Here is a 13,055-nt window from a genome sequence, read left to right as displayed (position 1 = left end):
TCAGCGCAGCTTGTCGGCCATGCGGGCCGTATGAGTGATTGCGGCGCGGCTATCGGGGGCGGAATGGCTCATCACGATCATGCTGGCCTTGGGGAACGCCGCACCAAACGCGCGCGCTGACGCGGCGTAGTGCTCAGTGTCGGCATCACCGAGATTGCCGAGCGACTTGGCCTTGCTGTCCTTGATCAGGCAGCCACCAAAAGCGATGTCGGTGCCGTCGATCCCAACGGTGATATTGTCACTGGTGTGGCCGGGGCCGGGGTAAAATACCTTGAGCGGGCCAAAGTTGGGCGCGGTTGCTGGTTCGACCCAGCCATTGGCGGCGAAAGTCAGGCTGTGTTGCGCCGCAACCATCCCCTCTTGCGGGGCAAGCTGGTTCGACAACGCATTGGCATAAGTCGCAATCCCCGCCGCATGCAGCGCGTCCATACCGCCCATCTTGTCCTGATGCGCGTGAGTCACCACCGCCAGCGCGACCGGCAGGTTGATCTCCTGCTTGATCCAGTTGAGGATCTGGGCGGTCTGGTCATCGGTCCAGGCGGTATCGACCACCAGCACGCGGCCGCCATCCCTGACGATCAAACCGTTGGAAGCGACTGCCCCGAAACCCGGCATGTCGAGATAGGAAGTGTGCTGCCAGACATTCGGTGCGAGCTGGCGGAAAACCAGATCGCCAAACCGTTGGTCGCCAGTTTCCATTTGCTGGCCAATCGTCGGGCGGATTTCACCGGGCATGCACCCGCTCAGCATCAATGCAGCGGCTAATGCGGTGCTCAGCTTCGCGACCGGGTGCATAATATTGGGCAATTCCATCAAGTTTTCCTTTTATTCAGCATTAAAAACCCCGCAAATGCGAGGCCTAGTAAATAGATGATCTTAATTTGGTTCACTGTAGCAAAAATATGGGGCGAATTCAAACATGAGGTGCGACAGTTTCAAAAGCCATATGATAATCAACAAGCTGAGCAAATTTCTCTAATGGTGTAAGCCAATCTAACGCCTTTCTAGGACGAGTATTCAGTGACATGGCAACTTGATTTAAATAATGCTGATCTGCCTGATTTAAATCAATCCCTTTAGGTAAATATTGGGTATAGGAAGTATAAACCACCTTTTTGCTCCTCATCCGAAGTATCTTACCTGAAATTCCCTCACTCGTTTACCGCTCAAGCCCCAATTTTAACTGCCGGTCCAGCCTAAACCGCTCTAATAAGGTTCGATTTGGCGGTAAAATCTCTAGCCTGATAGCTCGAGAGATACAAACTGCCCCACCGCCCCGTTTAAAAGTTGGCAGTGTTGAGCAGTGTTGGATTTGGGGTCGTCAGTCAAAGAGACGACTCTGTGATGGATCGAACAGGCTGGGAGTCAGTGGCGGCGCTCGTTCTGGTGGCAGCTCACGCTGCTTGGCGGCATTCGCCTTGGCTGTTTTCTGTTTCAGATGCTTGAGAATCTGCTCAATGACCTTCGGATCTTCGATGCTGGCAATCACTTTGACGTGACCGCCGCAGTGTTCGCAGACTTCAATATCAATATTGAAGACTCGCTTGAGGCGTTGCATCCAGGTCATGGCGCGGTGGCGCTCTGCAGGACTCTTGTCACGCCAGTTAGTATCGAGACCTTCCGATTTGTCGGGCTTCTTGCCCCGCTTGGCGGGTGTTACTTGAACTCGGTGTTTGCTGTTCGGTGCAAAGACGCCGTGGAAGCGTGTGAGGTTGACTCGCGGCTTAGGTACCAACGCAGCGAGTTTGGCGATGAAGTCCAGCGGCTCGAAGATCACATGGGTGGTGCCATTGCGGTACGGAGTTTTGAGCTCGTAACGCACCTGCCCATTGGCGGTTAATGCCAGACGTTTTTCTGAAACCGCTGGCCGACTAATGTAGCGACACAAGCGCTCAAGCTTATCCCGCTGATGCGCTTCGGCCATCACACCGGCGTGTAGCGAGAAACCAGCATGGTTGGCTACTCGACTGCTTGAGTCGGCTTTATCCTCACGCCCTGGCAAGGTTTGCAGGGTGAAGACTTTGCGCCCTTGCTGGGGGCCGACGGCAATGCGATACGTAACCGAAGCACCATGTAATTGAGTCAGCGTATCGTCTTCGCCCTCTTCCAGTGTCAACCACGTATTCTCGGCATCACGCTCCAAAATCCCACGCTTTTCCATGCAGCGAGCGATGCGATGGCTGAGGGTGTGAGCGAGCGTATTCAGCTCATCGTAAGTGGGTGCCTTGACACGATGGAAGCGTTGCTTGCCATAGTCATCTTCGGCATAGACACCATCGAGAAACAGCATGTGGTAGTGGACATTGAGATTTAGCGCGGAGCCAAAGCGTTGGATAAGAGTCACTGAGCCAGTTTGTGCAGAGGCTTTGGTGTAACCGGCTTTTTTGATCAGATGAGTTGAGAGTGTACGATAGACGATACTCAAGACCTGGCCCATCAGCTGGGGATGGCGAGCCAGCAAAAAGCGTAGCTGGAAAGGAAAGCTGAGCACCCACTGGCGAATGGGCTCCTTGGGGAAGACTTCGTCTATCAGCAGCGCCGCACTCTCGGCCATCCGGCGGGCACCGCAGCTAGGGCAAAAGCCGCGTCGTTTACAGCTGAAGGCGACCAGACGCTCGTGATGACAATCCTCGCAGCGAACCCGCATGAAACCATACTCCAGACGGCCACATTGGAGGAGGTCGTTGAATTCTTGTTGGATGTAGCGAGGCAGGTGTTGACCTTGGGCTTCGAGTGAGGCTTTGAAGGCTGGGTAGTGCTGCTCAACCAGCTGGTAGAGCAGCGTCTGGTCGGGTTGGTGGCGTTCGTAACCGTTTGTTTGAGTGGGCGATTGACTCGCCGTGGCGTTCCTTGCCAGCGACATGGGTATCCTCCGCTGATACTGTGGTTATGTACAGTATCAGCGGCTTGCGTTTAGACGTCCAGTCTGGCCCTAGACATCGCTAAATGCTTAACCCGCAATAGCCCTCACGAGTTGTTATCAGCCACTACCGGTTGAGCGAGAAGGTTTTGGGTTCAGGGTGCTATTGCTCCACCAATCACAATACTGAAGCCCCAACTGTTATCAGTTGGGGCTTTTTCTTGTCTGTTTGCGGCGGTTGCGTTTTATCGGTAGTCGTCGAGCTCTGCACCATCCCACATAAGAGCTTAACGGTGCGATCTTCAACGCCATCACACAAAACTTTCTTTTTCACGCACAGTCAACTTATTGGATGTTTTATTAACAACCCAAAAGGAGATATTTAGCGGGCGGCCGGAAGGTGAATGCTAGGCATGATCTAACCCTCGGTCTCTGGCGTCGCGACTGCGAAATTTCGCGAGGGTTTCCGAGAAGGTGATTGCGCTTCGCAGATCTCCAGGCGCGTGGGTGCGGACGTAGTCAGCGCCATTGCCGATCGCGTGAAGTTCCGCCGCAAGGCTCGCTGGACCCAGATCCTTTACAGGAAGGCCAACGGTGGCGCCCAAGAAGGATTTCCGCGACACCGAGACCAATAGCGGAAGCCCCAACGCCGACTTCAGCTTTTGAAGGTTCGACAGCACGTGCAGCGATGTTTCCGGTGCGGGGCTCAAGAAAAATCCCATCCCCGGATCGAGGATGAGCCGGTCGGCAGCGACCCCGCTCCGTCGCAAGGCGGAAACCCGCGCCTCGAAGAACCGCACAATCTCGTCGAGCGCGTCTTCGGGTCGAAGGTGACCGGTGCGGGTGGCGATGCCATCCCGCTGCGCTGAGTGCATAACCACCAGCCTGCAGTCCGCCTCAGCAATATCGGGATAGAGCGCAGGGTCAGGAAATCCTTGGATATCGTTCAGGTAGCCCACGCCGCGCTTGAGCGCATAGCGCTGGGTTTCCGGTTGGAAGCTGTCGATTGAAACACGGTGCATCTGATCGGACAGGGCGTCTTAAGAGCGGCGCAATACGTCTGATCTCATCGGCCGGCGATACAGGCCTCGCGTCCGGATGGCTGGCGGCCGGTCCGACATCCACGACGTCTGATCCGACTCGCAGCATTTCGATCGCCGCGGTGACAGCGCCGGCGGGGTCTAGCCGCCGGCTCTCATCGAAGAAGGAGTCCTCGGTGAGATTCAGAATGCCGAACACCGTCACCATGGCGTCGGCCTCCGCAGCGACTTCCACGATGGGGATCGGGCGAGCAAAAAGGCAGCAATTATGAGCCCCATACCTACAAAGCCCCACGCATCAAGCTTTTGCCCATGAAGCAACCAGGCAATGGCTGTAATTATGACGACGCCGAGTCCCGACCAGACTGCATAAGCAACACCGACAGGGATGGATTTCAGAACCAGAGAAAGAAAATAAAATGCGATGCCATAACCGATTATGACAACGGCGGAAGGGGCAAGCTTAGTAAAGCCCTCGCTAGATTTTAATGCGGATGTTGCGATTACTTCGCCAACTATTGCGATAACAAGAAAAAGCCAGCCTTTCATGATATATCTCCCAATTTGTGTAGGGCTTATTATGCACGCTTAAAAATAATAAAAGCAGACTTGACCTGATAGTTTGGCTGTGAGCAATTATGTGCTTAGTGCATCTAACGCCGGAGTTAAGCCGCCGCGCGTAGCGCGGTCGGCTTGAACGAATTGTTAGACATCATTTACCAACTGACTTGATGATCTCGCCTTTCACAAAGCGAATAAATTCTTCCAAGTGATCTGCGCGTGAGGCCAAGTGATCTTCTTTTTGTCCCAGATAAGCTTGCTTAGCTTCAAGTAAGACGGGCTGATACTGGGCAGGTAGGCGTTTTATTGCCCAGTCGGCAGCGACATCCTTCGGCGCGATTTTGCCGGTTATTGCGCTGTACCAAATGCGGGACAACGTAAGCACTACATTTCGCTCATCGCCGGCCCAGTCGGGCTGCGAGTTCCATAGCTTCAAGGTTTCCCTCAGCGCCTCGAATAGATCCTGTTCAGGAACCGGGTCAAAGAATTCCTCCGCTGCCGGACCTACCAAGGCAACGCTATGTTCTCTTGCTTTTGTAAGCAGGATAGCTAGATCAATGTCGATCATGGCTGGCTCGAAGATACCCGCAAGAATGTCATTGCGCTGCCATTCTCCAAATTGCAGCTCGCGCTTAGCCGGATAACGCCACGGGATGATGTCGTCATGCACGACAAGGGTGACTTCTATAGCGCGGAGCGTCTCGCTCTCGCCAGGGAAAGCCGAAGCCTCCATAAGATCATTGAGCAATGCTCGCCGCGTCGTTTCATCAAGCTTTACGGCCACAGTAACCAACAAATCAATATCGCTGTATGGCTTCAGGCCGCCATCCACTGCGGAGCCGTACAAATGCACGGCCAGCAACGTTGATTCCAGATGGCGCTCAATGACGCTTAGCACCTCTGATAGTTGGTTCGAAATTTCGATGGTCACCGCTTCCCTCATGATGTCTAACGGGCGAGGTAAGCCGACCGCAGAATGCGGGTCGGCTTGACCGAAATGTTAGAACCAGAAGCCAAAACGGATAACTTGAATTTGGCGACGGGCGCTAACCGTGAAAAAACGCTGCGCCACCGAGGCGGCACAGCACTGCAAAAACGATAGCTGCTTGCGCTTGCTACGCAAGGGCTAGAGGCCAAAAAGACTGAAAACCTGCGCAGCCCATGCAGGCGAAGCCCGGAAAAAAGGCAAAACAGGCACTGAATAACGCCTGAAAAGCTAAATGCCGTTTGAATAAACATGAGCTAAATAAAGCTGGGTTTCAGTGGTGCTAACGTTGGACGTAACGAGAGCCGGAGCGCAGCGGAGGGAACCAAAATGCGCAGCATTTTGGCGTCCCGTTGACGGAATGGTTAGCCGTTTCGACGCGCATAAACGGAGTGGGTGTACGGAATTACAGCTTGAATGGTTTCGGTTGAGACAAGCTCGAATTCTGTTTCGTTGAGCATTGGGAAGAAGGCGTCACCCTCGAAGGTTTGATGTACCTCAGATAGAAACACGCCGTGGGCGTGAGGTAGTGCCAGAGTGTATATCTCAGCTCCGCCCGCGACGTAGAGTTCATTGCCGAGTTCGGATGCCAAAGCGATAGCGTGCGACAGCGTTGAAACAACTACGCAGCCAGTGGCGCGGTAGTTAGCTTGGCGTGAGATTACCAATGTGTGACGGTTCGGTAGAGGCTTGCCGATAGACTCAAAGGTCTTTCGCCCCATGACAACGACTTTTCCCTCAGTGAGTCTGCGAAAAATCTTCTGCTCACCCGGAATTTTCCAGGGGATATTAGGACCATTGCCAATAACCCGATTGGCTCCCATCGCAGCAACGAGATAAATGCGTACTGATTCCGAGTTCATATGGCTAACTTTGTTTTAGGGCGACTGCCCTGCTGCGTAACATCGTTGCTGCTCCATAACATCAAACATCGACCCACGGCGTAACGCGCTTGCTGCTTGGATGCCCGAGGCATAGACTGTACAAAAAAACAGTCATAACAAGCCATGAAAACCGCCACTGCGCCGTTACCACCGCTGCGTTCGGTCAAGGTTCTGGACCAGTTGCGTGAGCGCATACGCTACTTGCATTACAGCTTACCAACCGAACAGGCTTATGTCCACTGGGTTCGTGCCTTCATCCGTTTCCACGGTGTGCGTCACCCGGCAACCTTGGGCAGCAGCGAAGTCGAGGCATTTCTGTCCTGGCTGGCGAACGAGCGCAAGGTTTCGGTCTCCACGCATCGTCAGGCATTGGCGGCCTTGCTGTTCTTCTACGGCAAGGTGCTGTGCACGGATCTGCCCTGGCTTCAGGAGATCGGAAGACCTCGGCCGTCGCGGCGCTTGCCGGTGGTGCTGACCCCGGATGAAGTGGTTCGCATCCTCGGTTTTCTGGAAGGCGAGCATCGTTTGTTCGCCCAGCTTCTGTATGGAACGGGCATGCGGATCAGTGAGGGTTTGCAACTGCGGGTCAAGGATCTGGATTTCGATCACGGCACGATCATCGTGCGGGAGGGCAAGGGCTCCAAGGATCGGGCCTTGATGTTACCCGAGAGCTTGGCACCCAGCCTGCGCGAGCAGCTGTCGCGTGCACGGGCATGGTGGCTGAAGGACCAGGCCGAGGGCCGCAGCGGCGTTGCGCTTCCCGACGCCCTTGAGCGGAAGTATCCGCGCGCCGGGCATTCCTGGCCGTGGTTCTGGGTTTTTGCGCAGCACACGCATTCGACCGATCCACGGAGCGGTGTCGTGCGTCGCCATCACATGTATGACCAGACCTTTCAGCGCGCCTTCAAACGTGCCGTAGAACAAGCAGGCATCACGAAGCCCGCCACACCGCACACCCTCCGCCACTCGTTCGCGACGGCCTTGCTCCGCAGCGGTTACGACATTCGAACCGTGCAGGATCTGCTCGGCCATTCCGACGTCTCTACGACGATGATTTACACGCATGTGCTGAAAGTTGGCGGTGCCGGAGTGCGCTCACCGCTTGATGCGCTGCCGCCCCTCACTAGTGAGAGGTAGGGCAGCGCAAGTCAATCCTGGCGGATTCACTACCCCTGCGCGAAGGCCATCGGTGCCGCATCGAACGGCCGGTTGCGGAAAGTCCTCCCTGCGTCCGCTGATGGCCGGCAGCAGCCCGTCGTTGCCTGATGGATCCAACCCCTCCGCTGCTATAGTGCAGTCGGCTTCTGACGTTCAGTGCAGCCGTCTTCTGAAAACGACAAACAGCCAGAAAGGCTGTTACAGGCGATTTGATCTGCAACCTATTGGTTAAATTAATGTATCAAAAACGATGGTTTTTGTGACAGTCTTGAAAAGTCCTGACTTCTCCCGAAAAATGACTCCCCTCATGTAACAAAACTCGTTACTGTATCAACATAACAATAACCCCATAACTAATTAGCGAGAAAAGAATGAAAATCGGCTATGCACGTAAATCTACGGGCACTGTTGCAAAGTTAGCGATGAGGCAGCCTTTTGTCTTATTCAAAGGCCTTACATTTCAAAAACTCTGCTTACCAGGCGCATTTCGCCCAGGGGATCACCATAATAAAATGCTGAGGCCTGGCCTTTGCGTAGTGCACGCATCACCTCAATACCTTTGATGGTGGCGTAAGCCGTCTTCATGGATTTAAATCCCAGCGTGGCGCCGATTATCCGTTTCAGTTTGCCATGATCGCATTCAATCACGTTGTTCCGGTACTTAATCTGTCGGTGTTCAACGTCAGACGGGCACCGGCCTTCGCGTTTGAGCAGAGCAAGCGCGCGACCATAGGCGGGCGCTTTATCCGTGTTGATGAATCGCGGGATCTGCCACTTCTTCACGTTGTTGAGGATTTTACCCAGAAACCGGTATGCAGCTTTGCTGTTACGACGGGAGGAGAGATAAAAATCGACAGTGCGGCCCCGGCTGTCGACGGCCCGGTACAGATACGCCCAGCGGCCATTGACCTTCACGTAGGTTTCATCCATGTGCCACGGGCAAAGATCGGAAGGGTTACGCCAGTACCAGCGCAGCCGTTTTTCCATTTCAGGCGCATAACGCTGAACCCAGCGGTAAATCGTGGAGTGATCGACATTCACTCCGCGTTCAGCCAGCATCTCCTGCAGCTCACGGTAACTGATGCCGTATTTGCAGTACCAGCGTACGGCCCACAGAATGATGTCACGCTGAAAATGCCGGCCTTTGAATGGGTTCATGTGCAGCTCCATCAGCAAAAGGGGATGATAAGTTTATCACCACCGACTATTTGCAACAGTGCCGTAAGCTGCACCTCAAACCCCCGGATCAGGCTCTCCAGGCCATGCAGAAAGGCCTGCTCACCATCATCACTGTCCATAATCTGCAGCGCTTCCCGCAATAGCGGCGGCAGGTTTTCGTCCGGTGCTGCAGGGCGGTCGGTCAGGGCGGCAGTATGCTCCTGCTGCTCCAGTACGGCACCAAGGGTAAAATGACTGACCGCTGAAATCGCATATAACCCGTCGCGCAGTGAAAAGCCGTTTTCTGTCATAAAGCGTAACTGGGTTTCCACCGTATCATACTGTTTTTCATCAGGGCGGGTGCCGAGGTGCACTTTTGCCCCGTCACGGTAACGCAGCAGCGCCCGGCGGAAACTCATTGCATTATTGCGCAGAAATGACTGCCAGGATTCCCCCGCCGCAGGCAGTGAATAATCATGATGACGCGCCAGGATCTCCACCGCCAGCGCATCCAGTAACGCCCGTTTATTTTTCACATGCCAGTAAAGTGTCGGCTGTTCTATTCCCAGCTTCTGCGCCAGCTTGCGGGTCGTCAGCCCGTCAATCCCTGTCTCATTCAGCAGTTCCAGTGCCGCATCAATAACCGATTCTCTGTTCAGCCGTGCCATGACCGTCTCCTCCGATTTTCAGATTGACACTCTATCATTGATAGGGATATATTCCAACTCTATCAATGATAGGGAATTAACACAGGATCTGAAAAATGAATAAACCCGCTGTCATCGCGCTGGTGATTACACTGCTGGACGCGATGGGAATTGGTCTGATCATGCCGGTATTACCGTCACTGCTGCGGGAATATCTCCCGGAAGCGGATGTGGCAAACCATTACGGCATTCTGCTGGCGCTGTATGCGGTGATGCAGGTCTGTTTTGCTCCGCTGCTGGGCAGATGGTCAGATAAGCTGGGGCGCAGACCGGTGCTGCTGTTATCCCTGGCGGGTGCCGCGTTTGATTACACACTGCTGGCACTGTCCAATGTGCTGTGGATGTTGTATCTCGGGCGGATTATCTCCGGGATCACTGGTGCCACCGGCGCGGTTGCGGCTTCGGTAGTGGCGGACAGCACGGCGGTCAGCGAGCGTACCGCCTGGTTCGGCCGTCTCGGTGCGGCCTTTGGTGCCGGGCTGATTGCCGGGCCGGCTATCGGCGGACTGGCGGGGGATATCTCACCGCATCTGCCGTTTGTCATTGCGGCAATACTGAATGCCTGCACCTTTCTGATGGTCTTTTTTATCTTTAAACCGGCGGTACAGACAGAAGAAAAACCGGCGGAGCAGAAACAAGAAAGCGCAGGTATCAGCTTTATCACACTGCTTAAACCTCTGGCGCTGTTGCTGTTTGTCTTTTTTACCGCGCAGCTTATCGGGCAGATCCCGGCCACTGTCTGGGTATTGTTTACGGAGAGCCGCTTTGCCTGGGACAGCGCGGCGGTCGGTTTTTCACTGGCGGGACTCGGGGCGATGCATGCACTGTTTCAGGCGGTGGTTGCCGGGGCGCTGGCAAAACGGCTGAGTGAGAAAACCATTATTTTCGCCGGATTTATTGCCGATGCCACCGCGTTTTTACTGATGTCTGCTATCACTTCCGGATGGATGGTGTATCCGGTCCTGATCCTGCTGGCAGGCGGCGGAATTGCACTGCCTGCATTGCAGGGCATTATCTCTGCCGGGGCATCGGCGGCAAATCAGGGAAAACTACAGGGTGTGCTGGTCAGCCTGACCAATCTGACCGGCGTGGCGGGCCCGCTGCTGTTTGCTTTTATTTTCAGTCAGACACAGCAGAGTGCGGACGGTACGGTGTGGCTGATTGGCACGGCACTGTACGGTCTGCTGCTGGCAATCTGTCTGCTGATCAGAAAACCGGCACCGGTGGCGGCCACCTGCTGACCGGCGCTATACAGGCAGCGCTGTTGTGCGGTATGGTGGACGGCATTCGTGCTTATCGCCTGCCATGATAAGCCTCAGACACAGAGGAACCGTTATGAAATCACGCGCAGCAGTCGCCTTCGGGCCGGGTTTACCCCTTGAAATTGTTGAAATTGATGTGGCACCGCCGAAGAAAGGTGAAGTGCTGGTGAAAATCAGTCACACCGGGGTATGCCATACCGATGCCTACACGCTTTCCGGTGATGATCCGGAAGGTCTGTTCCCGGTGGTGCTCGGCCATGAAGGTGCCGGGGTGGTGGTTGAGGTCGGTGAGGGCGTGACCAGTGTGAAACCGGGCGACCATGTGATCCCGCTGTACACCGCCGAGTGCGGCGAGTGTGATTTCTGTACCTCCGGTAAAACCAACCTCTGTGTTGCCGTCCGCGAAACCCAGGGCAAAGGCGTGATGCCGGACGGCACCAGCCGTTTTTCGTATAACGGTCAGCCGCTCTATCACTATATGGGCTGCTCGACATTCAGCGAATATACCGTTGTGGCGGAAGTATCACTGGCGAAAATCAATCCGCAGGCCAATGCGGAGCAGGTTTGCCTGCTCGGCTGCGGCGTGACCACCGGGATCGGCGCGGTACACAATACCGCGAAGGTACAGGAAGGGGATTCTGTGGCGGTATTCGGCCTCGGCGGTATCGGGCTGGCCGTGGTGCAGGGCGCACGTCAGGCAAAAGCGGGGCGCATCTTTGCCATCGATACCAATCCATCCAAGTTTGAGCTGGCAAAACAGTTCGGCGCCACAGACTGCATTAATCCCAATGATTATGACAAACCTGTTCAGCAGGTGCTGGTCGAAATGACCAAATGGGGTGTGGATCATACCTTTGAATGTATCGGCAATGTCAATGTGATGCGGTCGGCGCTGGAAAGTGCGCACCGTGGCTGGGGGCAGTCGGTAATTATCGGGGTGGCGGGTGCCGGAAAAGAGATTTCAACCCGTCCGTTCCAGCTGGTGACCGGCCGGGTCTGGAAAGGCACGGCGTTCGGCGGCGTGAAAGGGCGTACCCAGTTGCCGGGAATGGTGGAAGATGCCATGAGCGGCAAAATCGAGCTGGCGCCGTTTGTCACGCACACCATGGAACTGGATAAAATCAATGAAGCTTTTGATTTGATGCACGACGGCAAATCCATCCGCACAGTCATTCATTACTGATAACGTATTCAGGGAGATACTATGGAACGGATTGAACATCACGTCTGTTTCGGCGGCAGCCAGGAAGTCTGGCGTCACCACTCTGCGGTGACCGGCACGCCGATGACTTTTTCCGTGTTTCTGCCGCCGCAGGCAAAAACAGAGAAATGTCCTGTGCTGTACTGGCTTTCCGGGCTGACCTGCAACGAGCAGAATTTTATCACCAAAGCCGGGGCACAGCGTTACGCAGCGGAACACGGCCTGGTGATTGTCGCGCCGGATACCAGTCCGCGCGGCAGTCAGGTGGCGGATGATAAAGAGTACGATCTCGGCCAGGGTGCCGGGTTTTATGTCAATGCCACACAGGAGCCGTGGAAAGCGCATTATCAGATGTATGATTATATTCTGAATGAGCTGCACACCCTGGTAAGCGGGCATTTCGGCACATCGGAAAAACGGGCACTGTTGCAAAGTTAGCGATGAGGCAGCCTTTTGTCTTATTCAAAGGCCTTACATTTCAAAAACTCTGCTTACCAGGCGCATTTCGCCCAGGGGATCACCATAATAAAATGCTGAGGCCTGGCCTTTGCGTAGTGCACGCATCACCTCAATACCTTTGATGGTGGCGTAAGCCGTCTTCATGGATTTAAATCCCAGCGTGGCGCCGATTATCCGTTTCAGTTTGCCATGATCGCATTCAATCACGTTGTTCCGGTACTTAATCTGTCGGTGTTCAACGTCAGACGGGCACCGGCCTTCGCGTTTGAGCAGAGCAAGCGCGCGACCATAGGCGGGCGCTTTATCCGTGTTGATGAATCGCGGGATCTGCCACTTCTTCACGTTGTTGAGGATTTTACCCAGAAACCGGTATGCAGCTTTGCTGTTACGACGGGAGGAGAGATAAAAATCGACAGTGCGGCCCCGGCTGTCGACGGCCCGGTACAGATACGCCCAGCGGCCATTGACCTTCACGTAGGTTTCATCCATGTGCCACGGGCAAAGATCGGAAGGGTTACGCCAGTACCAGCGCAGCCGTTTTTCCATTTCAGGCGCATAACGCTGAACCCAGCGGTAAATCGTGGAGTGATCGACATTCACTCCGCGTTCAGCCAGCATCTCCTGCAGCTCACGGTAACTGATGCCGTATTTGCAGTACCAGCGTACGGCCCACAGAATGATGTCACGCTGAAAATGCCGGCCTTTGAATGGGTTCATGTGCAGCTCCATCAGCAAAAGGGGATGATAAGTTTATCACCACCGACTATTTGCAACAGTGCC

At 54.8% G+C, this 13,055-nt stretch carries 12 protein-coding genes and 3 pseudogenes; 4 read left to right on the top strand and 11 right to left on the bottom strand.

Annotated features, from left to right (window positions below; all coding sequences use genetic code 11):
- From LY264_RS25080 to dfrA12, 8 genes and pseudogenes are all read right to left on the bottom strand, one after another.
- Entirely contained in the window at positions 1 to 813 is an 813-nt protein-coding gene (locus tag LY264_RS25080) for a subclass B1 metallo-beta-lactamase NDM-1 (protein ID WP_004201164.1), read from the bottom strand.
- Between the two features lie 100 nt (positions 814 to 913).
- A pseudogene (locus LY264_RS25075) lies at positions 914 to 1,090 on the bottom strand (IS30 family transposase); the annotation flags it as partial.
- A 231-nt stretch (positions 1,091 to 1,321) separates the two neighbouring features.
- On the bottom strand, positions 1,322 to 2,863 hold the full coding sequence (locus tag LY264_RS25070) for an IS91-like element ISCR1 family transposase (protein ID WP_000050481.1): 1,542 nt from the start codon (positions 2,861 to 2,863) through the stop codon (positions 1,322 to 1,324).
- Between the two features lie 404 nt (positions 2,864 to 3,267).
- Positions 3,268 to 4,108, bottom strand: a pseudogene (sul1, locus tag LY264_RS25065) (sulfonamide-resistant dihydropteroate synthase Sul1).
- Positions 4,102 to 4,449 (bottom strand): quaternary ammonium compound efflux SMR transporter QacE delta 1, encoded by a 348-nt coding sequence (locus tag LY264_RS25060; protein WP_000679427.1) that lies wholly within the window; start codon positions 4,447 to 4,449, stop codon positions 4,102 to 4,104. The pseudogene sul1 and the gene LY264_RS25060 overlap by 7 nt, the downstream one beginning before the upstream one ends.
- Before the next feature lie 163 nt (positions 4,450 to 4,612).
- The gene (locus tag LY264_RS25055; protein WP_001206356.1) at positions 4,613 to 5,404 is read right to left on the bottom strand and encodes an ANT(3'')-Ia family aminoglycoside nucleotidyltransferase AadA2; all 792 of its coding nucleotides are present in this window, start codon (positions 5,402 to 5,404) and stop codon (positions 4,613 to 4,615) included.
- 5 nt (positions 5,405 to 5,409) lie between these two features.
- Positions 5,410 to 5,700, bottom strand: coding sequence for a DUF1010 domain-containing protein (locus tag LY264_RS25050; RefSeq protein ID WP_001336345.1), 291 nt, complete (start codon positions 5,698 to 5,700; stop codon positions 5,410 to 5,412).
- A gap of 111 nt (positions 5,701 to 5,811) precedes the next feature.
- Complete coding sequence (gene dfrA12 / locus LY264_RS25045; protein WP_001083725.1) at positions 5,812 to 6,309, bottom strand: trimethoprim-resistant dihydrofolate reductase DfrA12; 498 nt, start codon at positions 6,307 to 6,309, stop codon at positions 5,812 to 5,814.
- A 144-nt stretch (positions 6,310 to 6,453) separates the two neighbouring features.
- Between dfrA12 and intI1 the strand changes: the two genes are divergently transcribed.
- On the top strand, positions 6,454 to 7,467 hold the full coding sequence (gene intI1 / locus LY264_RS25040; protein WP_000845039.1) for a class 1 integron integrase IntI1: 1,014 nt from the start codon (positions 6,454 to 6,456) through the stop codon (positions 7,465 to 7,467).
- 474 nt (positions 7,468 to 7,941) lie between these two features.
- Here the strand turns inward: intI1 and LY264_RS25035 are convergent, their stop codons facing one another.
- Positions 7,942 to 8,646 carry an IS6-like element IS26 family transposase gene (locus LY264_RS25035; protein ID WP_001067855.1) on the bottom strand — a complete coding sequence of 235 codons (705 nt, stop codon included), beginning with the start codon at positions 8,644 to 8,646 and terminating at the stop codon, positions 7,942 to 7,944.
- 11 nt (positions 8,647 to 8,657) lie between these two features.
- Positions 8,658 to 9,314: a tetracycline resistance transcriptional repressor TetR(D) gene (tetR(D), locus tag LY264_RS25030; protein ID WP_000113282.1), complete on the bottom strand. Its 657-nt coding sequence runs from the start codon at positions 9,312 to 9,314 to the stop codon at positions 8,658 to 8,660.
- A 95-nt stretch (positions 9,315 to 9,409) separates the two neighbouring features.
- Here tetR(D) and tet(D) point away from each other — a divergent pair, with 95 nt between their 5' ends.
- The 3 genes and pseudogenes from tet(D) to LY264_RS25015 all read left to right on the top strand — a co-directional run.
- The gene (gene tet(D), locus LY264_RS25025) at positions 9,410 to 10,594 is read left to right on the top strand and encodes a tetracycline efflux MFS transporter Tet(D) (protein ID WP_001039466.1); all 1,185 of its coding nucleotides are present in this window, start codon (positions 9,410 to 9,412) and stop codon (positions 10,592 to 10,594) included.
- Between the two features lie 94 nt (positions 10,595 to 10,688).
- Entirely contained in the window at positions 10,689 to 11,798 is a 1,110-nt protein-coding gene (locus LY264_RS25020; protein WP_000842134.1) for an S-(hydroxymethyl)glutathione dehydrogenase/class III alcohol dehydrogenase, read from the top strand.
- A 21-nt stretch (positions 11,799 to 11,819) separates the two neighbouring features.
- A pseudogene (locus LY264_RS25015) lies at positions 11,820 to 12,242 on the top strand (alpha/beta hydrolase-fold protein); the annotation flags it as partial.
- Positions 12,243 to 12,287: 45 nt separating this feature from the next.
- Here the strand turns inward: LY264_RS25015 and LY264_RS25010 are convergent.
- Positions 12,288 to 12,992 carry an IS6-like element IS26 family transposase gene (locus LY264_RS25010; protein ID WP_001067855.1) on the bottom strand — a complete coding sequence of 235 codons (705 nt, stop codon included), beginning with the start codon at positions 12,990 to 12,992 and terminating at the stop codon, positions 12,288 to 12,290.
- Between the last annotated feature and the right edge of the window lie 63 nt (positions 12,993 to 13,055).

This window comes from Citrobacter portucalensis (assembly GCF_023374935.1).
Taxonomy (GTDB): Bacteria; Pseudomonadota; Gammaproteobacteria; order Enterobacterales; family Enterobacteriaceae; genus Citrobacter; species Citrobacter portucalensis.
The sequence above is the reverse complement of the archived record's forward strand: the minus strand, read 5'-3'. Positions and strand labels throughout refer to the sequence as shown.